The sequence below is a fragment of the Occallatibacter sp. genome (genome assembly GCF_049510455.1).
Classification (GTDB): Bacteria; Acidobacteriota; Terriglobia; order Terriglobales; family Acidobacteriaceae; genus Telmatobacter.
Window position 1 is genome coordinate 1 of sequence record NZ_JBEKYX010000097.1, and the last position, 21472, is coordinate 21472.

The 21472-nt window shown below is 58.5% G+C and carries 21 protein-coding genes; 18 read left to right on the forward strand and 3 right to left on the reverse strand.

The window, feature by feature from the left end; all coding sequences use genetic code 11:
• Together uvrA and ABSG47_RS16660 are read right to left on the reverse strand one after the other, a co-directional pair.
• On the reverse strand, window positions 1-2843 hold a 2843-nt coding region (uvrA, locus tag ABSG47_RS16655; RefSeq protein ID WP_424170826.1), incomplete at its 3' end, for an excinuclease ABC subunit UvrA.
• 190 nt (window positions 2844-3033) lie between these two features.
• Entirely contained in the window at window positions 3034-3192 is a 159-nt protein-coding gene (locus tag ABSG47_RS16660; protein WP_424170827.1) for a hypothetical protein, read from the reverse strand.
• Window positions 3193-3643: 451 nt separating this feature from the next.
• On the opposite strand from ABSG47_RS16660, the gene ABSG47_RS16665 reads away from it, so the two are divergent.
• The 7 genes from ABSG47_RS16665 to ABSG47_RS16695 all read left to right on the forward strand — a co-directional run bounded on the left by ABSG47_RS16665 (window position 3644) and on the right by ABSG47_RS16695 (window position 8307).
• Complete coding sequence (locus ABSG47_RS16665) at window positions 3644-4942, forward strand: tetratricopeptide repeat protein (protein ID WP_424170828.1); 1299 nt, start codon at window positions 3644-3646, stop codon at window positions 4940-4942.
• Between the two features lie 192 nt (window positions 4943-5134).
• Entirely contained in the window at window positions 5135-5590 is a 456-nt protein-coding gene (locus ABSG47_RS16670) for a hypothetical protein (protein WP_424170829.1), read from the forward strand.
• Between the two features lie 127 nt (window positions 5591-5717).
• The gene (locus tag ABSG47_RS16675) at window positions 5718-6254 is read left to right on the forward strand and encodes a hypothetical protein (protein ID WP_424170830.1); all 537 of its coding nucleotides are present in this window, start codon (window positions 5718-5720) and stop codon (window positions 6252-6254) included.
• A 156-nt stretch (window positions 6255-6410) separates the two neighbouring features.
• Window positions 6411-6923, forward strand: a complete 513-nt coding sequence (locus ABSG47_RS16680) for a M48 family peptidase (RefSeq protein WP_424170831.1) — start codon at window positions 6411-6413, stop codon at window positions 6921-6923.
• 123 nt (window positions 6924-7046) lie between these two features.
• Complete coding sequence (locus tag ABSG47_RS16685) at window positions 7047-7607, forward strand: DNA-3-methyladenine glycosylase I (protein WP_424170832.1); 561 nt, start codon at window positions 7047-7049, stop codon at window positions 7605-7607.
• A gap of 32 nt (window positions 7608-7639) precedes the next feature.
• Entirely contained in the window at window positions 7640-7891 is a 252-nt protein-coding gene (locus ABSG47_RS16690) for a FitA-like ribbon-helix-helix domain-containing protein (protein WP_424170833.1), read from the forward strand.
• Window positions 7891-8307 carry a type II toxin-antitoxin system VapC family toxin gene (locus tag ABSG47_RS16695; protein ID WP_424170834.1) on the forward strand — a complete coding sequence of 139 codons (417 nt, stop codon included), beginning with the start codon at window positions 7891-7893 and terminating at the stop codon, window positions 8305-8307. Before ABSG47_RS16690 ends, ABSG47_RS16695 begins: the two co-directional genes overlap by 1 nt.
• A gap of 4 nt (window positions 8308-8311) precedes the next feature.
• Here the strand turns inward: ABSG47_RS16695 and ABSG47_RS16700 are convergent, their stop codons facing one another.
• Entirely contained in the window at window positions 8312-9160 is an 849-nt protein-coding gene (locus tag ABSG47_RS16700; protein ID WP_424170835.1) for a prolipoprotein diacylglyceryl transferase, read from the reverse strand.
• Window positions 9161-9220: 60 nt separating this feature from the next.
• On the opposite strand from ABSG47_RS16700, the gene hpt reads away from it, so the two are divergent.
• From hpt to ABSG47_RS16755, 11 genes are all read left to right on the forward strand, one after another.
• Window positions 9221-9781 (forward strand): hypoxanthine phosphoribosyltransferase, encoded by a 561-nt coding sequence (gene hpt / locus ABSG47_RS16705; RefSeq protein WP_424170836.1) that lies wholly within the window; start codon window positions 9221-9223, stop codon window positions 9779-9781.
• 23 nt (window positions 9782-9804) lie between these two features.
• Window positions 9805-10161, forward strand: a complete 357-nt coding sequence (locus ABSG47_RS16710; protein ID WP_424170837.1) for a nuclear transport factor 2 family protein — start codon at window positions 9805-9807, stop codon at window positions 10159-10161.
• Between the two features lie 142 nt (window positions 10162-10303).
• Complete coding sequence (deoC, locus tag ABSG47_RS16715; RefSeq protein ID WP_424170838.1) at window positions 10304-11065, forward strand: deoxyribose-phosphate aldolase; 762 nt, start codon at window positions 10304-10306, stop codon at window positions 11063-11065.
• Window positions 11066-11090: 25 nt separating this feature from the next.
• On the forward strand, window positions 11091-12902 hold the full coding sequence (locus ABSG47_RS16720; protein ID WP_424170839.1) for a SpoIIE family protein phosphatase: 1812 nt from the start codon (window positions 11091-11093) through the stop codon (window positions 12900-12902).
• A 25-nt stretch (window positions 12903-12927) separates the two neighbouring features.
• A complete protein-coding gene (locus ABSG47_RS16725) occupies window positions 12928-13419 on the forward strand; it encodes a DUF4149 domain-containing protein (protein WP_424170840.1) in 492 nt (163 codons plus the stop codon).
• A gap of 82 nt (window positions 13420-13501) precedes the next feature.
• Window positions 13502-14581: a redox-regulated ATPase YchF gene (gene ychF, locus ABSG47_RS16730; protein WP_424170841.1), complete on the forward strand. Its 1080-nt coding sequence runs from the start codon at window positions 13502-13504 to the stop codon at window positions 14579-14581.
• A gap of 4 nt (window positions 14582-14585) precedes the next feature.
• Window positions 14586-15311 (forward strand): ZIP family metal transporter, encoded by a 726-nt coding sequence (locus ABSG47_RS16735; RefSeq protein ID WP_424170842.1) that lies wholly within the window; start codon window positions 14586-14588, stop codon window positions 15309-15311.
• 92 nt (window positions 15312-15403) lie between these two features.
• Complete coding sequence (locus ABSG47_RS16740; protein ID WP_424170843.1) at window positions 15404-17113, forward strand: ArnT family glycosyltransferase; 1710 nt, start codon at window positions 15404-15406, stop codon at window positions 17111-17113.
• A gap of 121 nt (window positions 17114-17234) precedes the next feature.
• Window positions 17235-18749, forward strand: a complete 1515-nt coding sequence (locus ABSG47_RS16745) for a DUF6798 domain-containing protein (RefSeq protein ID WP_424170844.1) — start codon at window positions 17235-17237, stop codon at window positions 18747-18749.
• A 51-nt stretch (window positions 18750-18800) separates the two neighbouring features.
• Entirely contained in the window at window positions 18801-20210 is a 1410-nt protein-coding gene (locus ABSG47_RS16750; protein WP_424170845.1) for a sensor histidine kinase, read from the forward strand.
• Window positions 20211-20216: 6 nt separating this feature from the next.
• Window positions 20217-21341 (forward strand): universal stress protein, encoded by a 1125-nt coding sequence (locus ABSG47_RS16755; protein WP_424170846.1) that lies wholly within the window; start codon window positions 20217-20219, stop codon window positions 21339-21341.
• Window positions 21342-21472 lie beyond the last annotated feature (131 nt).

A 21472-nucleotide genomic window follows, 5' to 3' on the forward strand; every position in this document is an offset into this window, starting at 1 on the left:
TGCAGATTCGCCGCAATCTCCTCCGGCGTGCCCACAGCAACCACCTGACCGCCGCCATCGCCGCCTTCCGGGCCCATATCAATCACCCAATCGGCAGACTTGATTACATCCAGATTGTGTTCAATCACCACCAGTGAACCGCCGCCATCAATCAGCTTCTTGAAAGCCGTCAGCAGCTTCGACACGTCATCGAAATGTAGCCCCGTCGTCGGCTCGTCCAGAATGTATAGCACGCGGCTTGCCTGCGATGGCTTCGCGTTGGCATTCGCGTTCCGCGCCTGCGCCAGATGCGAAGCCAGCTTCACCCTCTGCGCCTCACCGCCTGAAAGCGTCGTCGCACTCTGCCCCAGCCGCAGATAGCCCAAACCTACTTCATCCAACACCGCAAGCTTTTCGAGCAGCCGCGTCTGCCCCACAAAGAACCGCAGCGCTTCCTTCACCGTCATCTGCAGCACTTCATGAATGCTCTTGCCCTTGTATTGCACCTCAAGAACCTTCGCCTGGTAGCGCGTTCCTCTACATTCCTCGCATGGCAACTCCACATCGGCAAGAAACTGCATCTCCACCGTCACCGTGCCATCGCCCTCGCAGACATTGCATCGCCCGCCCGGCACATTGAAGGAAAAATGCCCCGGCGTCAGTCCCTTGCGCTTCGCCTCCGGCTGTGACGCAAACAGCTCGCGAATCAAATCGAATCCCTTGATGTACGTCACCGGATTCGACCGCGGCGTTCTCCCGATCGGCGTCTGATCCACCAGCACCACATCGTTCAATCGCTCCACGCCGGTCAGTGACTTGAAGGTTCCCGCCGGGTCCACTGAATCCGTCTGCCCCAGCGCCCGCGCAATCGCGCGATACAGCACATGATGCACCAGCGTTGATTTTCCCGACCCCGAAACCCCCGTAATTGCAACCAACAGCCCCAGCGGAATCTCCACATCCACGTTCTGCAGATTATTAGCAATCGCACCGCGCAGCACCAGCTTCTCGCGTCCCGGCTCCCTCCGTCGCGTCGGCACTGGAATCGCAATCTGCCCCGACAAATATCGTCCCGTGAGCGATTGCGGATTCGCCTCAATCTCCGCCAGCGTTCCCTCTGCCAGCAGCTTGCCGCCAAACTCGCCTGCGCCCGGTCCCAGATCCAGCAGATGATCCGCGGATCGCAGCACATCTGCATCGTGCTCCACCACCACAATCGTGTTGCCCAGGTCGCGCAGCTTTTTCAAAATCGAAATCAGTCTGTCCGTATCGCGCGCGTGCAGCCCAATTGAAGGCTCGTCGAGAACATACAAAGCTCCAACCAGTTGCGAGCCAAGCGAAGTCGCAAGCTGAATCCTCTGCGCCTCGCCGCCGGAAAGCGTGGATGCCAACCGATCCAGCGTCAGATATTCCAGGCCCACAGCATCCAGAAACACCAGCCGCTGCCGCACTTCTTCCAGAATGCTTCCTGCAATCTCCGCCTGCATCGGCGTCAGCTTCAGCCCTGCAAAAAAATCCTTCGCCTTCGCAATCGTCAGCGCCGCAGCCTGGCAAATGTTCATCCCATTCAGCCGCACCGCGCGCGCCTCGGCTCGCAGCCGCTGTCCTCGGCACTCCGGGCACTCCGCATATCCGCGATACTTGCTCAGCATCACGCGCACATGCAGTTTGTACTTCTTCTTCTCCATCTGGCGAAAGAAGCCATACACGCCCTCAAAGCTTCCCTTGCCATGCAGAATAATCTCGCGCGCCGCATCGCTCATCTCGCGCCACGGCACATCCATCGGCACGCCCAGCACCGCCGCTTGTTTTTTCAGGTCGGTAAAATGCGGCCTGTACTTCGGCCTGTTCCACGGATCAATCGCGCCATCACTCAAGCTCAGCGTTTTGTCCGGAATAATCAGGTTCAGATCGAAATCAACCGTATTTCCAAATCCCTGGCAACGCGGGCATGCGCCAAAGGGATTGTTAAAGCTGAACAGCCTCGGCTCCGGCTCGCGTCCCGGCCTGTGGCAATCCGCGCACTCAAACGCCGACGAGTAGCGGTAATGCTTCCGCTCCGCGTTCTCTTCACGCGGAACCACCTCGAAGATCACCTCTTCCGCCTCGCGATACGCGGTCTCCGCGGCATCCACAATCCGCGCACGATTCTCGTCGTCCACTACGATGCGATCCACCAGCACAAACACCGGCAGCGTAAAGTCAATCTCCAGCAAACTCTCCGGAGTTGAAAACTCAAAGATGCGTCCCTGCTGATACAGCCGGCCAAAGCCTCCTCCGCGCAGCTCCGTCAGCCGCGCCTTCAGCGCTTCCGTCAAAAGCCCCTCTGTATCCGAAGTCTTCGCTGCTGTCTTCGCGCTTGCGCGAGTCTTCTTCACCGGCTTTTCAACTGCATTCTCAATTGAAATTGTCTTCACGGGAAACAGCGCGTGCAGCCGAGTTCCCTCACCCAGCGCCATCACTGCATCGGCAATCTCATCCACGTTGTCGCGCCGCACCAGCCCATCGCAATGTACGCAATGGACAGTCCCGCAGCGCGCATACAGCAGCCGCAGATAGTCATAAATCTCCGTCGCCGTCGCAACAGTAGACCGTGGATTACGTGTCGTATTTTTCTGTTTGATCGCAATCGCCGGTGCAAGTCCGTCAATCTCATCCACGTCGGGCTTTTCAATGCGCTCCAGAAACTGACGCGCATACGCCGACAAGGATTCGACGTACCGCCGCTGCCCCTCGGCATAGATCGTGTCGAAGGCCAGCGACGACTTTCCCGAGCCCGACACGCCGCTCACCACCGTCAGCTTGCCATGCGGTATATCGCAGGAAATGTTCTTTAGATTATGCGTCCGCGCGCCGCGGATCACGATCGCTTCATTTGGATTGGTCAACGAAAAAGCACCGGCAGATCAGAAAGTCGGCGCGCTCACACTGTCACACTTACGCGGTTAAGCATGTAGCTGCCCATTCTTATTATACGAACGCCGAAAATAGCAATGCGCCAACGGAATGCTGGCGCATGCTTGCGCGGCCTCTGGCGAGCGCAACGCGTTGACTTTACGCGGCCACTTCTTGCAGTTGGCGCATTCTGGTCGAAGCCGGAACAAATTCGTACTCGTACTCGCGCTCGATCTCTTCCACAACCGTCTCCACCTTGCGGTCGAGTACGGTTGACAAGTTCAGCAGCACCGTCGAAGCGCACGCAGGACATTGCATAGCGCTGTTCCCCACGCTATTGCAGTCCGGGCAGAGATAGGCAGAAGTCAGAAGGAAATGTGCGGGCTCCGTACAGGGAATCGCGTCGTGTTCGTCTTGTCTTTTGTTCAGAATGAGTGAAAGCATCGGCTCACCTAAGGCTTGGCTGGTTAAACAAAGGATGGAAAGCAGCCGCAAATCGTACACCCCAGAATGGCTGCCTAATAGCATTTGGATGCTCCACGCATAGCCCTAGTTGCTTGATTCTTCGGGGCCTCATCGTGTACACTTCCGCGACATTTCGCGCAACTACTATTGATAGTGCGGTTTGCGCCTCATTCGTTTCATGCCGGTAACCATCTATTGATTATCTTTTTGTAGTGGGTCATATCGTCAAAACAGCCGCACGTTCTTCCGCCACGTCCAACTTTCGTACAGCTTCAAACCTTTAAACTGGTAGCTGAGGTATTTCGTGTTTCGTTCTGTCTCCCTGTTTGCTTGTTTTTTTGCATTCACTGCGCTCCCAATCTCTGTCCTGGCTCAGCAACAGATCGCGCCCGCCCCAGCTCAATCGGATGCTCTATCGCCACAGCTTCAGGAAGTTGAAGCTCTTCTCGCGCAATCCAACTGGAAGGCCGCAAGCGACAAGCTCAACACCTATCTCTCCGCCAATCCTTCAGATGCACGCGCACTCTTCGATGCCGGTTACGCCGCAGACGCGCTAAACCACGCAGACGATGCCGCCACCTTCTATCGCCGCGCCATCGCCGCAGATAACTCGCTGCTTGAAGCGCATCTCTCACTAGGTCTCTTACTGGCGCGCCAGAACAAGCTCGACGAAGCGCGCACAGAACTCCAGGTCTCCACGCAGCTCGATGCCGGAGCAAACGGCAATGCATTTCGCGCCCGCGCCTGGCGCGCCCTCGCGCAGGTCGATCGCGAAGCCGATCCCTCCGCCGCATCGAACGACCTCATCGAAGCATTGAAACTGACTTCTGAAACACCGGAAGACACACTCCTCGCCGCCGAACTCGCCAGCTCAGCCGGTGAGTGGGACGCAGCGGAGAAAGCCTACCGTAGCCTTCTCGCAAAAGATCCCAAATCCAGCGCCGTCGCAGCCGGCCTCGCACACGTCCTCATCGCCAAGAAGAACTATCCGGAAGCGGAGACCCTGATCCGCTCCGCGCTCGAGTCCACTCCCAACGATCCCGCGCTTACCGCGCAACTCGCTCTCGTCCTCGCTGCGCAGGATAAAGGGGAAGCTCTCCCGGTTCTTGAAAAGCTTCACACAGACCATCCCGCTGACACCGCCATTACCCGTATGCTCGCCGAGGTTCGCGCCGAAGCCGGTGACACCGCAGGCTCTGACCAGATCTACACCGCACTCCTGGTCGCCAACCCGCGCGACCCTGAGCTGCTCATCAGCCACGGCCAGAACCTTATCCGCCTCATGCATTTCGCTGAGGCGTACCAAGTCTTTAAACAGGCCGCAGACGTGGCGCCCGCAAACCCTGACGCGTGGAGCGGCCTCGCCTTTGCAGCCTCCAAAACCAATCGTCCCTCTGAGGCCATCCACGCGCTTACCATACGCTCGCAATTTCTTCCGGAATCCGCGTCAACCTATTTCCTCTGGGCCATATCCTACGATGCATTGCACAGCCGGGCTAACGCAGCCGCCTATTACCACCACTTTCTGGATATGGCGCAAGGAAAATTCCCGGATCAGGAATGGCAAGCCCGCCAACGGCTGATTGCGCTCGACAAGAAATAACAGGCGCACGATGATGGAAACCGTGGCGGCATTGCCGGTTATCACTGAATTGTCATTCTTTTCGCAGCCTATTGCGCACACCTTAAAAAAGGCCTATAGTTCCGGCCCAAGGATGCCTTTCCGAACATTCGCCTTCCCGGCGCTCGGAAGATGCAACTGATTCATGCTACGGTCGTCAGCGCGGAGGTTGTTATGCGTGCCTTTCCGGTTGTTCTCGCTTTAACTCTGACTTGCTGCTCGCTCCCGGCTCTCGCCTCTTCACTGGACGACAAGCCCATCGATCTGCAAAGCATTGCAGCGCTTGAGACCCGCGCCGCGCAAGCCTCCCCGCGCGAACAATGCTTCCTCTACGCTCAGCTCGTGCATGAAATGGTCGAGTTCAGCGCCCACCAATACGCCATTGGAGAGTTTGAGCAGTCATCAAGCCTCCTCAAGCGCGCGCAGGAGATCACCCATAAGCTTCATACCGCCCTCACCAACGACGACAAGAAGCTCAAGGACGCGCAGATTCTCCTCCGCCATACCGCCTTCCGCCTCAATGAGCTCATCCACTCCGCCGGCACCGATGACCGGCCCCTCATGGCCGAAACCCTCGTCCAGCTCAATGCAGCCCAGACCGAAACCATGCTCGCCGTCTTTAAAAAATAAAGATGAATGGTCGAAGATCAGCGATGCAAAGGCCGTGCTAAAACGCGGCCTTTGCATTTCTAATCCCTATGTCCCTGGCCCCTTGGTCCTTGTCTTTGTCATAATGTCCGCATCGGAGCAAACGTCCATGCGCTCTCTCGCTATCGTTCTACTCGCCCTTGTCTCAATCCCCACGCTCGCCCAGAAAGAAAAACGCGAGCCCCTTACCGAAACCCAGATTGAGGCCATTCGCGAGGCTGGCATCGACCCCAACCTCCGCATCGCGCTCTACACCAAATACGCCAACGAACACGCCGACACCATTAAGGGCCTCATCAATCGCGGCAAATCCCGTGATCGCCTCAAACGCATCGACGACGAGTTGCAGGACTTCACCGCTCTCATGGACGAGCTCGGTTCCAATCTCGATCAGTACGGCGACCGCAAAGCCGATCTGCGAGAAGCCCTCAAGGTGCTGAATGAGGATTGCCCTAAATGGGTCACCATCCTCAAGTCGCTGCCCGGCGAACCGGCCTTTGACGTCGCCCGCAAAGAAGCCATCGAAAGCGGAGAAGACCTTGCCGACCAGTCCAGCCGCCTGCAGAGCGAGCAAAACACCTACTTCCTTACCCACAAGGATGAGAAAAACCAGCAGCGCGCCGAACCGAAACAAAACCCTGAGTAGCTGCAACCTCCGCTCATGGCGCCCGGCCTGCGTCCATCCGCGGGCAAGCCTCACGCCGCACTAAAAATCGCCGTTTCTGCTAGGCTCACCTTGGTGGCTTCCGAACTCATACCCATTTTTCAGGAGGAATACAGAGCTCTGCGTCCGCGTGCGCCTATGCCTCCTTTTACCATCCGCTTTCGCAAGTTCGTCTCACTCAACACCACCATCCGCCTCCGCGCAGATCAGATTCACGTCAGCCTCTCCGACCTGCTCGAAGGCGCGCCGGAGCCTGTCCTGCGCGCCATCGCGCACATCCTGCTGGCCAAGCTCTACAAAAAGCCCATTGACCCGGCGCAGAACCATCGCTACAAGCGCTTCGCCACTTCCGCCGCAGTCATGCGGCAAACAGAGCTCACGCGCAGCCGCCGAGGAAACAAACGCTATCTTGGCCCACAGGGCCGCTATTACAACCTCGAAGAGGTCTTCGAGTCGCTCAACGGGCGATTCTTTAACGGACTGATGGGTCGTCCGCAGCTCACCTGGAGTGAAGCCCTGGCCAAACGCTTACTCGGCCACTACGAACCATCGTCGTCAGCCGCGTCTTTGACCGCCCCTCAAGCCCGCGCTACGCCATCGAATACCTGCTCTACCACGAGATGCTGCACCTGGTACACCCAGTCAAAATGAAGGGAACGCGCCGCTGCGTCCATTCCGCCGCCTTTAAAGCGGACGAAGGTAAGTTTCCGCAGCTCAAGGAAGCGCTGGCGTTTCTGAAACGGCTTTAAACGACAACGCAGAGGAGACCCCGAAATGTCTCAGAAAGAAAAAATCCGCTGTTCCTGGGCTGGCTCCGACCCGCTCTACTGCCAATATCACGACGAGGAATGGGGCGTGCCGAACTACGACAGCCGCGCTCTCTGGGAAATGCTCATGCTGGAAGGCTTTCAGGCCGGCCTCGCGTGGATCATCATTCTCCGCAAGCGCGAAACCTTCCGCATAGCATTCAAGAATTTCGATCCTGAAAAGGTCGCCCGCTTCACCGAGGAAGACATTACACGTCTTCTCGCCGATCCCGGCATCGTCCGCTCCCGCGCCAAGATTGAGGCCACCATCGCCGGCGCGCGAATCTATCTCGAAATGCAGGCCGCTGGCGACGATTTCTCAAAGTTTGCATGGAACTTTGTAGACGGCAAGCCGATCCAGAACACCGGCCCCATACCTGCTCAGACGCCGCTATCGGAGCAGATTTCAAAGGCACTCAAGAAGCGTGGCTTTAAATTCGTTGGACCGACAATCACCTACGCCTGGATGCAGGCCGTCGGCATGGTCAATGACCACGCGCCGGATTGTTTCCGGCGACAGCATTGCTAGCATCGCTGTCATTTTACTGGTATCATAAACTCATGGCAACGATCACGATTCGCAATCTCGATGAAACGGTCAAGCGTAAGCTGCAGGTTCGCGCTGCGCTGCACGGCCGTTCCATGGAGGCTGAAGCACGGGATGTGCTCACGACGCTGGTAAATGATCAGCCTTCGCCGCGTCAGGAAAATCTTGCGATCGCAATTCGCCGGCGATTCGCCAGGTTTGGCGACGTGGAGCTTCAAATTCCTCCGCGCAAAAGCTCTTCACGACCGATTCCTTCCTTCGACTGATGTTTCTGCTCGATACAAACGTAATTTCGGAACTGTTGCGCGAACGCCCACACGATCGTGTGCAGATGTTTTTCGCCGAGAATCCCACAACAGAAATTTGGACCTGTTCAATTGTGGTCGCGGAATTGTTTTTTGGCGTTGACCTCATGCCCGCAGGGCGGAAACAGCGAATGTTGTCACAGGCGCTTGAAGGCATGATTCAAGAGGATTTTCGCCAGCAGATCCTTCCATTCAATTTGGAGGCGGCACGGAATTACGGAAAAATCCGCGCTCACAGGCAGCGAATGGGAAGGCCAATCTCAGAAACGGATGCACAAATTGCGGCGATAGCACTCGCGCATAGCGCACAGCTTGTGACACGCAATGTCAGGGACTTTGAGCATTGCGGCGTCCCACTCATCAATCCCTGGGACTAAGGCTCTACGCCGTCGGCTCCGCCGCAGTCTCCTGCACCGGCGCAAATTTCTCAGCCCGCCACCGCGAAACAAACAGCAGCAGAAGCACGCCCGCAACCACGCTGCCCGCGCTGGCAAGCTGCGCATTGGTCAAACCCCACAGCACATGCGGATTCCTGCGCAGGAACTCCACCAGGAACCGCGCCGAGCCGGTAAGGATGAGGTATTCGGCCAGGATGGCTCCCGTATGCCGCCGCTTTCCTCCGCGCATCCACAGCCACGCGCCAATCAGCAATGAACTGCCCAGCTCATACAGCGGCGTCGGATGCACGCGCTCGTACGTGGGTACAATTCCATGCGGAAAGCTCATGCCCCACGGCAGCGCCGTAGGCTTACCGTAGCAGCCGTCGCCGGAGAGGAAACATCCGATGCGTCCGATACCGTAGCCGATCGCCGCGGCAGGCGACGCCAGGTCAAGCGTCCTGAGAGCGCCAATTTTGGCGATGACTCCCTGCCCTACCAGCGCGCTGAGGCCGAAAACCAGCCCGCCGAACCAGGCAAAACCCGCCGTATCCCACAGCACGCGCCAGCCCTGCTCGCGAAACTCCTCAGGTGTATCCAACACATGCCACAGCTTGGCGCCAATAATGCCGGCCACCACGGTAATCATCACCATGCCAATGGCGTCCGCGGAGATTTTTGCGCGGCGGAAACTGCGCTCCAGCACCAGGCCGCCAATCACGGCAGCCAGCCAGAGCATCAGGCCAAAAGTAGGAATGGCGTGGGGCCAGAACGGAAGAGGAATCTCGGGAAGCATCGTCTGCAACAGTATAGACCCCTGGCCTTTGCCAAAGTTACGCTGTGTCGTCGCCAATACACCTGATTTTTACGCGTCACTTGCGCCGCTCCCCGTCTCTCGATTCATACTGGGAACATGACCACCGCAACCGAACCAGTAGACCCGCAGCAGGGACTGCAAGTCCTCTACTCACGACAGCAGATTGCAGACCGCGTAGCAGAGCTCGGTGCGGAGATCACCCGCGACCTGAATGGCGAGCCGCTCATCATGATCGGCGTGCTTAAAGGCGCGGCAGTCTTCCTGGCCGACCTCGCGCGCGCCGTGCAGGCCGATACCACCTTCGACTTCATCGCCGTCTCCAGCTACGGTAAAGGGCAACGCTCCTCCGGAGCGGTCAAGCTGATCAAGGATCTCGATCATCCGATCGAAGGCAAAAACGTGCTCATCGTCGAGGACATTCTCGACACCGGAATCACGCTCACCTATCTCCGCAAAATTCTTCAGGAGCATCATCCTAAGTCGCTGCGCATCGCCGCGCTGCTCGATAAGCCGGCGCGCCGCATGGAAAAGATCGATGCCGATTACGTTGGCTTTTCAATTCCGAACCTCTTCGTCATCGGCTACGGCATGGACTATGCCGAGCGCTACCGCAACCTGCCTGATATATGCCTGATGACGGCGGAACATCCTGAATAGCCAGCGAACCGAGAGAGCGCGCAATGGACAAGGAAATCGAAATCCTGCAAGCCGCATACCGCAACTTCAATGCGCGGAATCTCGATTCCGTGCTGGCTCTCATGACAGGGGATATAGAGTGGCCGAACGGCTGGGAAGGCGGCTACGTCCATGGACATGAAGGCGTGCGCGATTACTGGACTCGACAATGGGCAGTCCTCGATCCAAAGGTAAAACCGTTAGAGATTCACAGGCTGGAGGATGGCCGGTTTGCCGTAGAGGTGCATCAGATAGTGCATGATCGCGAAGGCAAACTTCTCGCAGACATGCAAGTGCGGCACATCTACCGGTTGCGCGCTGGATTGATCGAGCGGATGGACATTGAAGAAGTAACCTCCTGACCGGCAAACTTCATCTAACGCTGTGTGAAAGTGCAATTCCGGTGCAACTTTTTCGGGATTTGTTGCAAGAGTCATCAGGGTTTTATACTCAAACTCCGGAGTGAGCAATCCGGGCCGCGCAGCGGACGAAAGGAGCATTCTTATGGCAGCAGGTGCCTCCATCTCAACCGATCTTGAGTTTGATAATGGTGACTTTGACGCCGCCGGATTTACCGCGCAGGCGCTGGCCAATGCCTATTCACTCGCTGCTGTAATCGACCATACCCTGTTGAAACCAGAGGCCACTCGCGAACAAGTGGAAGAGCTCTGCAATGAGGCCGCCGAATATAAGTTTGCCTGCGCCATGATGAGCCCTGTGTGGGCATGCACAGCTGTCTCCGTTCTCGCCGGAACGGGAGTTCCCGTAGGCGTGGTGGTCGGCTTTCCACTCGGAGCCTCGCTTGTTTCCACGCTCCGCCATGAAGTGGCAACGCTCGCCCGGCTTGGCGCAAAAGAAATCGACATGGTCCTACCCATCGGCCAACTCAAAAGCGGCAACCACCAGGCCGTTGAGCACACCATCCGTTCCGTCGCATCCGTCACCCACCATCATGGCGCAATTCTCAAGGTGATTCTGGAGACCTGCCTGCTCACGGTGGAAGAAAAGCTGCGCGCGGCTGAGATCGCCATCCAGGCTGGAGCGGATTTTCTGAAGACCTCCACCGGCTTCTCCACCGGCGGCGCGACAGCCGCGGACGTAGCGCTGCTGCGCGGCGTTGCCGGTGCGCGCTGCGGCGTAAAGGCATCGGGCGGAATCCGCACGCTGGCCGACGCGCGGGCAATGCTCGAAGCCGGCGCCAACCGCATCGGCGCTTCGGCCAGCGTAGCCATCATTCGGGAGTTAGGTGAGCTAACTGGCGAGTAATCAGGTATTATTCGCTTCGATACTGATGCCCGAACCTCCCGAGCTATTGCCGCCAATTCACGAGTTTGAAGGTGACTACCGTCCCGCCGAGCCCTCACGCCTTGACTCGGCCAATATCCGCGTCGAAACGGCGGATCTCGCCTATCTGGTGCAGATGGCGGATACGCTCAACACGACGCTCGATCTGCAGACGCTCATGAATCGCACAGCCGAGATGGTGCGGGCGATCATTCCCTACAAGATATTCGCCATCCTGCTGCTCAATGACCGCACGCAGGACCTGCGCATGCGCTTCCAGATCGGCCACACACCGGAAGTGGAGCGGATGAAGCTGCCGCTCGGCAAAGGCGTTGCCGGCCAGGTGGCGCTCACGCGCAAGCCGATCCTGCTGAACGATATAACCAAGGCGCCCTTCTACGTCAGCGCAAATCCTGAGGTGCGCTCAGAGCTTGCCGTTCCGCTGATTGCGAAGAACCAGCTGATCGGCGTGATGGACATCGAAAGCGAGCAGCTGAATTACTTCCGCGATGAACACCTTCACCTGCTCACGCTGACCGCCTCGCGCATCGCTCAGGCCATCGAAAACGCCCGCCTCTACACGCGGGCCTCGCGGCAGGCGCAGCAGCTTACCGTGCTGAACGAAATTGCTGCGGAGCTAACCTCGATCTTGGATATTGACCCACTCTTTGAGCGCATCGGCCAGTTGCTGCGGCGCCTCATCGACTATCAGATGTTCACCATCATGCTGCTCGATGACACGGGCGAAACGCTCATCACGCGCTATGCATGGCGCTTCGGTTATTCGCACGCCCCGAAGCGGCGCATCCCCATCACCAGCGGCCTCGTCGGTGCATCCGTGCGCGAATGGCGAGTGGTGAATGTGCCGGATGTTCGCAAGGATCCGCGCTACGTCGAAATGAATTCCGAGACGCGCTCGGAGATGATCGTCCCGCTCTTCCACAAGGGACGCATCATTGGCGTCCTCGATCTGGAGCACACGCGCACCGGCTTTTTCAACGAAGAGCACGAGCGCGTGCTGACCACCCTCGCAGCCCAAATCGCCATCGCCATTGAAAACGCGCGGCTCTATCAGGCAGTCCGCCGACAGGAGCAGCAACTCGAACGAGACATCGCCATGGCCCGTGAGGTACAGCTTCGCCTGCTGCCCTCCGCGCCTCCCACGCACACGAACGCGGAGTTGGCAGTACGCTTTTTACCGGCACGATCCATCGGCGGCGACCTCTACGACTTCCTCGACTACGGCCCTAACCAGAGCGCCATCGTGCTCGGCGATGTCAGCGGCAAGGCCGCGCCGGCAGCGCTGTTTTCCGCACTCGTGAGCGGCATCATGCGCTCGGAGTCCACGCTGCATCCAGACCCCGCGCGCATGCTCGCCATCCTCAACGATGCCCTGCAGGTCCGCAAGCTCGATTCGCAGTACGTCGTCATGCTCTTCGCGTTATGGAACGACGAAAACCGCACCCTCCAGGTAGCTAACTCCGGCGCAGTGCAGCCCATCTTCTGCCGCGGCGGCAAATCAACGGTTGTACGCGCAGAGGGCTTTCCCCTCGGCATGTTCCCTGACGTCTCGTACGAGGAATTCACGCTCGCCACGCAGCCCGGCGACGCGCTTCTCTTTGCCTCGGACGGCATCACGGACGCCGAAAATTCACAGGGCGAAATGTACGGCGATGAGCGCCTCTCGTCCATGCTGTGCGCCAATCGTAAGCGTTCCGCAGCCGCAATTGCCGAAGCAATTATGTCCGATGTAACGCACTTTCAGGGCGGCCATGACCGCTTCGATGACGAAACAATCATCGTTTTGCGTGTGCGATGACGCCCGATAAAGTATATTTTCCCTGATGAAAACATTGCTTCGTACGCTGCTTTTCCTCGCGCTCATCGTCTGGCTCGGCGCAGAGGTTTTCTTTCCGGTCATTGCCGCGGTCACATTCACCACCCTCGCGCCTGACACCCATGTAGCGGGCTCCATCGTCGGCCAGTTGCTGCGCACGCTGCACTGGATGGGCCTCATCGCCGGCCTGGTAGCTCTGCTACTACTTGCCATTGCGCCCACATGGAGAATCTACAAGCCGCGCTCGGTTCTGGTCCCCATGGTGCTGCTATTGCTGATGATCGGAGCCACAGCGTACTCGCAATTCGGCATCATCCCCTCCATGGAGCGCGACCGCATCGCAGCAGGCGGCGCCATCGACACCACGGACACAAACAGCCCACAGACAATCCACTTCAACAAGCTGCATCGCCGCAGCACGTACGTCGAAGAAATCGTCCTGCTCTTCGGCATCGCCACGGTCGTCTTCGTAGCACGGGCTGAAAGCGTGCGCGCCTGAGAGTTGCGCGGCTTTCTCATCGGCTAAAATCGTAGAGGCCCTTATAGCTCCATCATCCTCGCAGGGCCACTACGGGAAGTGCATGAAGACTGGCATTATCGGCCTGCCGCAGGTGGGCAAGACATCGTTGTTCAAAATCCTTACCAAGGCCAAGGTGGAAGACCGCGGCTACTCGCGCGAGGCCCACATTGGCGTGGCCCGCGTGCCGGACGAGCGGCTCGACAAGCTCTCCGCGCTCTACTCGCCCAAGAAGACCACCTACGCTACGGTTGATTACGTGGACGTCGCAGCCATCGGCCAGGAAGCGCTCAAGGAGACCAATTTCCTTACCAGTCTCCGCAACAACGACGCTCTCATCCACGTGCTGCGCGCCTTTGAGGACGACTCCATCCCGCACGTTGGCGCCATCGACCCGCTGCGCGACATCAAGAATGTCGAATTCGACCTCATGGTCAGCGATCTCACCCAGATCGAAAAGCGTCTTGAGCGCGTCGAAAAAGATCTCAAGAAAGGCCGTACCGGCGAGCTCGAACGCGAACAGGCTCTTCTCATCCGCTCAAAGGAAGCACTCGAGCAGGAGCAGCCTCTGCGCGAGCTTGAGATGTCCGCCGACGAGAAGAAGCTCATCAAGGGCTTCATGTTTCTTTCGCAGAAACCAATCCTCTACGCGCTTAACATCGGCGAGAGCACCTCGCTCGGAGATGATCTTGAAGCAGCCGTAGCCAAATACAAGCTGGAAGAAGTATCCAGCCGCCCGAACGCTGGAGCAACCGCGATCTGCGGCAAGGTAGAAGCCGAACTGGCCGAGATGGATGACGCCGAAGCCGCGGATTTTCTTTCCAGCTACGGTTTGAAGGACAGCGGCCTCACGCGCCTCATTCGCAAGAGCTACGAGCTGCTCGGCCTCATCAGCTTCTTCACCGCCGGTGAGGATGAATGCCGCGCATGGACCATTCCCGCAGGCTCCAAGGCCCCGCAGGGAGCAGGCGCCATCCACTCCGATCTCGAACACCACTTCATCCGCGCGGAAACCATCCGCTGGGACGCGCTGCTCGATGCAGGCTCCGAAGCCAATGCCCGCTCGCGCGGCACTCTGCGCCTGGAAGGCAAGGAATACATTGTGCAGGATGGCGACGTGATGCACATCCGGCACAGCGGCTGACAAAATGATTCGCTTATCCATTCTGCTCGGGGTGCTCGCCGCGCTGGCTGATGTGGCCGGCGGGCTGGTGCTCGTCCGCGCGCGCGGCATAGAGCGCTATCTGCGCTACTTTGTCGCGCTCGGTGCAGGTTTCCTCATGGCTACCGCAGTTCTTGAAATGGCGCCGGAGAGCATCAAGCTACGCCCGCAGCTTGGTCCGGTGCTCATCATGGCGGGCTACTGCCTCATGCATCTGCTGGAACACACCATTAACGCGCACTTTCATTATGGCGAAGAGACGCACCATCATGAGTTCGTCTCCCGCCACACCAGCTACTCCGTGCTGGGCGGCCTCAGCGTACATGCACTTTTCGATGGCGTAGCCATCGGCTCAGGCTTTGTGGTCAGCAGCGCGCTCGGCTGGCTCATCTTTCTGGCCATTCTGCTGCATAAAATGCCGGAGGGCTTCACCATGGCCTCCATCATGATGGCCAGCGGCCGTAGCCGTGCCGCTGCCTTTTATTCCGCTGTCGGGCTGGCCGTGGCCACGCTTATCGGAGTGCTGGTCATACAGCTTGTGCCAAGCTGGCTGCCATACGGCCTGCCCATCTCCGCAGGCGTTGCGCTGTATGTGGGCGCAAGCGACCTGGTTCCTGAAGTAAACCGCGAGCCAGGAATACGCATGGCGCTGGTCTTCTTTCTCGGCGTGGCGGGCTTCCTGTTGCTGCGAATGCTGCTGCCGGCCCTCTAAACGCGCATAAGGGTCCTCATCACCTTCGCTCCGTATAATTGGAGTATCCTCTGGCCGAACGGCGATTGCTCGCAGTTGCCGGGTATTTAAGAATGTCTACTTACAGCACGACGGCCAAATCCCAGCTTTCAAACCATCGCACTGCCTCAAACAGCTTTGTGCTTAAGTGGCTGCCGGTGGCTGCGCTGCTGCTGGTCTATGTAGCACAGTGCGCATTCTTCATCCGCACGCAATCTTTCACAAACGATGAGCCGGAGCACCTCGTAGCCGGTCTCGAAGCCTGGAAGTTCGGCGAGTTCAAACACTGGCACGACCAGCCGCCGCTTCCCCGGATGCTGTTTGCACTGCCGCTCGTGGGAACGAACTGGCAGTACCACATCGCCGACGATCAGGTACGCCTGGACAAGCCCGCTGCGGAGGTATGGCTCAACCGCTCGCGATGGGTGAACACGCTGCTGGGCGTGATTCTGCTGTTGCTTATTTGGACAACCGCACGAAGGCTCTTTGAAGACACAGCAGGGCTTTTTGCTCTGGGTCTGGCAGCAGTTTCGCCGGAGCTTATCGCGCATTTCTCTTTGGATACGATGGATGGGCCTGCAACGCTATCCATCTTCCTCACAGCGCTGCAGTTTGTTCGCTACCGCCGCAATCCCACATGGGGCCAGGCAGCGCTGTTGGGCTGTGCCATGGGCGTCATGATGCTCTCCAAGTTCAACTGCCCGCCCATGATTGCGCTCGTACTGGCCCTCGTGCTGTTTCGCAAGTCGCCAGGCAGCAAAGGCTGGCTGCACGGTTGGCAGTGGAAGCGCGCCGGAGCCGTGTTCCTGACAGCTTTCCTCGTTGTGTGGGCCGGATACTTCTTTCACGTCTCCCAAGTCACCTTTGCCAACCAGATGGTGACCATTCACTTTGCCGGCTACACAAAGCTGCTGCAATACGACATGCCGACACTACAGACGCCAATCACCATCTTCTGGCCGGCCTGCGAGTGGTTTACCGGACTGGGGCAGGTGGTAGTACACAACGCGGAAGGACACAGGAGCTTTCTGCTCGGCCAATACAGCGCGGACGGCTTCCGTACGTACTTTCCTGTGGCCGTGCTGCTCAAATGGCCGCCGATTGTGCTGCTTGCCGGAATCCTGGGAGTTGTGACCATAGCATTGCGCCAACTTGCGCGGCAACCCAGCGCCTTGAACGAAGAAGCCTCTGATCGAGAACTGCTGCTGCTAACGGTCTTCCCTGCTGTCTACGTGGCCTTTGCACTCATCTCGCATATCAACATAGGAGTGCGGCATGTGCTACCTTTGTACCCATTTCTCTTGTTGTATGCCGCAGCAGCCGGCGCGTGGCTGGCTAAGCGGCGATGGGGATACGTCTTGCTGCCCCTGCTGTTTCTTGCGCAATCAGCGGACACAATGCGTTACGCGCCGAACGATCTGGCGTACTTTACCCCATTTGTCAGCCCGAACCGCACATGGACGCTGCTGAGCGATAGCAATACAGACTGGGGCCAGGGACTCTACGCGCTGCGGGAGTACCAGGCGGCCCATCCTCAGGAAACCATTCACCTGGCGTATGTAGGAGAAGTGGATCCTGCGTGGATGGGAATCAGGTATGAGCGGTTAGGCGAGCAGGACCGTCCAACAGGCACGGTCATTGTGAGCGCGACGCAGCTTTCCGGACAATTACTGGCCAATCATGAGGCATACCGGTGGCTACTGAATTACCCGCTCAAAGCAGTTCTGGACCATACGATGTACGTTTTTGAGGTTTCAGACGGTAAATCCATGATGAATCAGTAGAATTTTCTTTAATTATGCAGGCTTTGCGACGCATAATTCGTCTAATGTGGGTGACCTTAACTTTTACACTGCGGCGGCTATAAAACGTACCGCCTTAAACTCTTCCGAACGGAGCCTCTGATTGCGCCGGTTTCTCAACCACGCCTCCATCCTGCCGGTCCTCCTGTTTTCCTTTCTTGGATTTCTAGCCATGGGGTATCACCCCGGCGCAGAGGATGATGCCGTCTACCTGCCTGCCGTAAAAGCGCACCTCAATCCCGCACTCTATCCGCATGATGCGGCCTTCTTCCAACTGCAGATGCGGACCAGCTTCTTCGATGTCTGGATGGCGGACCTGGTACGGGTCACAGGGCTTCCCGTGGCGTGGGCGGAGCTGCTTGTTCATGCACTTGCAATCTTTCTAATCGTGCTTGCGGCGTGGAGAATCCTCTGCCTGCTGTTTGAAGAGACCTCGGCGCGCTGGGGTGGAATTGCCATGCTGGGCGCCATGCTCACGCTGCCTGTTGCCGGCACAGCTCTGTTTATCGCCGATCAGTACCTGCACCCGCGAAATCCGGCAACGGCGCTGGTTCTCCTTGCCGTGGAACGGATTCTCCGTGGAAAACGCTGGCAGGCCCTTCCGCTGTTGGCGGTTGCGTTTGTTATGCATCCGTTAATGGGTGCGCTGGGAATCTCCTTCAACTGCATTCTTGGCCTGGTGCTGCATCGGCCCTTCCGGGCGCGTATGCGCGCATGGCTCACCCGCTACGAATCAAGGCCAATGGAAGCTCCTGCGCCGGCCTCCGCGCTTGTCCTCATCCCCTTTGGATGGGCCTTTGCACCGCCGAGCAAGTTCCTGCTCCAGGCCATGAGCACACGGCATTGGCTGCGCGTTTACGACTGGACCTGGTACGAGTGGATTGGCGATCTCGCGCCGATCGTCCTCTTCGGAGTGCTCTACTACGTCGCAAAGCGGCAAGGCCGCCACAACCTCTCGCTGTTTGCGCTTGCGGTCTGCATCTACGGCATATTTCAGCAATCCGTCGCCATGGTGTTACAGGGCCCAGAAGTCTTCGAAAGCTTCCGCGCGCTGGAGCCGATGCGCTTCCTCCACCTGATCTATGTCTTCATGGCAATCGTAGGCGGCGCATACCTTGGCATGTATGCACTTCGCGGCAAGATATGGCGCTGGGCCGTATTCGTGGCGCTGTTCTACGGAGGAATGTACTTCTCTCAACGCCAGCTCTTTGCCAGCACGGAGCACATCGAACTGCCCGCGGCAGGCTCGCAAAATCCCTGGCTGCAAGCCTTCGCATGGATTCGCCAGAACACTCCCAAAGACGCCTATTTCGCGCTCGATCCGCATTACATGGCCGCACCGGATGAGGATTATCACAGCTTCCGCGCCCTTGCAGAACGCAGCGCCCTGGCAGACGCCATCAAGGACACCTCAGTTATCACCAAAGTCCCCGAACTCGGCCAGAGGTGGTACGACCAGACACGCGCCGAGCAGGGTTGGGACCAATTCAGCCGCGCAGACTTCGAACAGTTAAAAACAAAATTCGGCGTCGATTGGGTTCTGGTGGCCAATCAACAGGCTCCCGGCATGGCATGTCCCTGGCATAACGACCGCCTCAGCGTCTGCCGCATTCCATAAGCCCCTCCCGCAAGCTGGCGCTCCGCATACTATAGAGATTGAGATTCGCGGATGATGCTGAGCCTGACACAACGATTGATTCTGGGCTGCGCGGCGCTGGCCGGGCTTACGCTATGGCTGGCGTTGGCAACGCGTGGAGCCATAGCGGCAGCCGGGCATCGCACGCTCGCCATTGCCCTGCCCGCAGCAGCCATTGTGCTGGCCATTCTCACCATCGTTGCGGTCCTCGCGCCCCTTCGCACGCTGGCCAGCGACGCCCACAAGATCGCGCAGGGAAATCTCGATCATCGCTCCGCATGGGCCGGGCGCGACAGCGCCGGAGTTCTCGCCGCCGAGATCAACCGCCTGGCAGTACGTCTTCGCGAACTGCGCGAATCCGACGCAGGCCGCCGTCAAATGGAGTTTCAGCTCTCAGATGCCGTGCTGCAATCCATCTTCGAGCCCATCATCGTCACAGACGCCAAGGGTCATCTCCTCAAGGTCAATCAATCTGCCGCCGAGCTCCTCGGCCCATCCTCCACAGACCGCATGGCGCTCACAAACACTCCCGGCGGAGACAAGATTCTCTCCGCCATTCGCGATGCCGTCGCCATGCAGAAGCCCATCGCCGCTGAAGGCGATTCCGCCGTGCTGCCCATGCGGATCGGCCAACATGACCGCAGCTACCGGCTGCGCGCCACGCCTATGCGCGATACGGAAGGCCGGCTGCTCGGTGCTGTTACGACGCTCGAAGACGTAACCGCGGTGCAAAACACCGATCGCTTCAAGACGCAGTTCATCGCCGTAGCCAGTCGCAAGCTGCGTGATCCCCTGCTCCAGCTTCGCCGCGGGCTTTACGCCATCGGCCAGGGCTTCGCAGGCGATCTCTCTCCTCTGCAGACCGACCTGGTAACAGAAGCCAGCCGCGAAGCGCAGATCCTCGACGACCTCATGGCCGACCTGATTGAAGTCGCGGAAATCGACACCGGCAAACGCGAAATGAAGCTCGAAAACCTGCGGCCCATCGCCTTGCTGCAGGAAGTCGACGACCGCTATGCCGATCAAGCCGCGCAGAAGAAGGTTCATATTGAGATTCAGGCCTACGCCGATCTCTCCTTCATCCGCGCCGACCGTCGCGCCGTGCGGTCGATCTTCGACAATCTCCTCGCAAATGCGATTCGCTTTACGCCCCCGGAGGGCGAAATCCTGCTGGCCGCCGAAGAGCTCAAAAACTTTGTCCAGTTCACCGTGCGCGACGCGGGCCGCGGCATTGAAGCCGACCGCCTCGCCACCATCTTCGACCGCTTCAATGCCTCTTCCGAAAGCGGCACCGGCATGGGCCTTGCGCTTGTGCGCCGGCTCGTGGAATCGCTCGGCGGCCAGATTGCCGTCGAGAGCCGGCTCGGCCAGGGCACCACATTTCGCTTCACGCTACCCGTGGCCACGGTGGAAGCCGTCCGTCATCCAGTCGAGGTGGGTTGAGTCCTCATGGCCGAACTCCAGCTCGACTCCAAGCCTGAACAGGGTAACCTTCGCATCTACATTGGCGCCGCACCCGGCGTGGGCAAAACCTACACCATGCTCAACGACGCTCATTTACTCAAGGATCAGGACATCGATGTCGTCATTGGCCTCGTAGAAACTCACAAGCGCAAGGAGACCGAAGAGCGCATTCGCGATCTCGAAATCATTCCGCAGCACGTCATTCCCTACCGCGGCGTGGAACTCAAAGAGATGGATGTGGATGCCATTCTGGCGCGGCATCCCAACACCGTGGTGGTGGATGAACTGGCGCACACCAATGTGCCCGGCAGCAGGAACCGCAAGCGCTATGAAGATGTACTCGATCTGCTGAACGCGGGCATAAACGTCATGACCGCCGTAAACATTCAGCATCTTGAAACGCTGAATGACGCCGTCAACAGCTCGGCCAATACAGTCATCCGCGAAACGGTGCCGGACAATTTTTTAAAGCGCGCCGATGAAGTCGTCAATGTCGATGTCACGGTAAACGAACTGCGCAATCGCCTCCGCCAAGGAAAGATTTACGCGCCGGAAAAGATAGAACAGTCGCTCGCCAACTTCTTCCGCATCGGCAACTTGAACCTCCTGCGAGAACTCGCGCTACGAACCACTGCTGAGCAGGTATCCAACCGCGAATCCGAGTTTCGACGTTCGCGAGGATGGGAACAGGCTTCGGTCCCAGAGAAGGTCATGGTCTGTCTCACGCCGCGCCCCGGCGGCGAGCGCCTTCTGCGCGTCGGCGCGCGCATCGCAGGCAGGCTATCGACAAACTGGTACGCGGTCTACGTTTCCCGGCCTACCGACGACAAAGGCCACGGTGATCCGGAGGCGCATCAGCGTCTGGAAGAATACGAGCGCCTGGCGCGCGACCTCGGCGCAAAAGTAGTAAGCCTCGTCGACAAAAACGTCTCAAATGCGCTCATCCGCTTCGCGCAGCAGGAGAGCATTACACACGTAGTCTTCGGCCAGTCGGCGCGGTCGCGGCTTGATATTCTGCTGCGTGGCTCCGTGCTCAACCGGTTCCTCTCGGAGGTGCGTGACGTCACCGTGCAGGTGGTCCCCATGCACAAGCCGTTAAAGCGCCCGTAAGCTTACTCGCTAGGGAAACTCTGATTAAGTGGCACGAACGGTAGGTCACGGCTTCAGCCGTGACATAAATGCAGCAAAATCAATGCGGCTTTAGCCGCTGAGGTATGCTTCACGGACTTAATCAGACCTTC

Bases quoted from the DNA above. Each gene is read 5' to 3' on its own strand.
- ABSG47_RS16660 (WP_424170827.1), bottom strand. From the start codon at position 3,192: ATGCAATGTCCTGCGTGCGCTTCGACGGTGCTGCTGAACTTGTCAACC.
- ABSG47_RS16670 (WP_424170829.1), top strand. From the start codon at position 5,135: ATGCGTGCCTTTCCGGTTGTTCTCGCTTTAACTCTGACTTGCTGCTCG.
- ABSG47_RS16675 (WP_424170830.1), top strand. From the start codon at position 5,718: ATGCGCTCTCTCGCTATCGTTCTACTCGCCCTTGTCTCAATCCCCACG.
- ABSG47_RS16680 (WP_424170831.1), top strand. From the start codon at position 6,411: ATGCCTCCTTTTACCATCCGCTTTCGCAAGTTCGTCTCACTCAACACC.
- ABSG47_RS16685 (WP_424170832.1), top strand. From the start codon at position 7,047: ATGTCTCAGAAAGAAAAAATCCGCTGTTCCTGGGCTGGCTCCGACCCG.
- ABSG47_RS16690 (WP_424170833.1), top strand. From the start codon at position 7,640: ATGGCAACGATCACGATTCGCAATCTCGATGAAACGGTCAAGCGTAAG.
- ABSG47_RS16695 (WP_424170834.1), top strand. From the start codon at position 7,891: ATGTTTCTGCTCGATACAAACGTAATTTCGGAACTGTTGCGCGAACGC.
- hpt (WP_424170836.1), top strand. From the start codon at position 9,221: ATGACCACCGCAACCGAACCAGTAGACCCGCAGCAGGGACTGCAAGTC.
- ABSG47_RS16710 (WP_424170837.1), top strand. From the start codon at position 9,805: ATGGACAAGGAAATCGAAATCCTGCAAGCCGCATACCGCAACTTCAAT.
- deoC (WP_424170838.1), top strand. From the start codon at position 10,304: ATGGCAGCAGGTGCCTCCATCTCAACCGATCTTGAGTTTGATAATGGT.
- ABSG47_RS16720 (WP_424170839.1), top strand. From the start codon at position 11,091: ATGCCCGAACCTCCCGAGCTATTGCCGCCAATTCACGAGTTTGAAGGT.
- ABSG47_RS16725 (WP_424170840.1), top strand. From the start codon at position 12,928: ATGAAAACATTGCTTCGTACGCTGCTTTTCCTCGCGCTCATCGTCTGG.
- ychF (WP_424170841.1), top strand. From the start codon at position 13,502: ATGAAGACTGGCATTATCGGCCTGCCGCAGGTGGGCAAGACATCGTTG.
- ABSG47_RS16735 (WP_424170842.1), top strand. From the start codon at position 14,586: ATGATTCGCTTATCCATTCTGCTCGGGGTGCTCGCCGCGCTGGCTGAT.
- ABSG47_RS16740 (WP_424170843.1), top strand. From the start codon at position 15,404: ATGTCTACTTACAGCACGACGGCCAAATCCCAGCTTTCAAACCATCGC.
- ABSG47_RS16750 (WP_424170845.1), top strand. From the start codon at position 18,801: ATGATGCTGAGCCTGACACAACGATTGATTCTGGGCTGCGCGGCGCTG.
- ABSG47_RS16755 (WP_424170846.1), top strand. From the start codon at position 20,217: ATGGCCGAACTCCAGCTCGACTCCAAGCCTGAACAGGGTAACCTTCGC.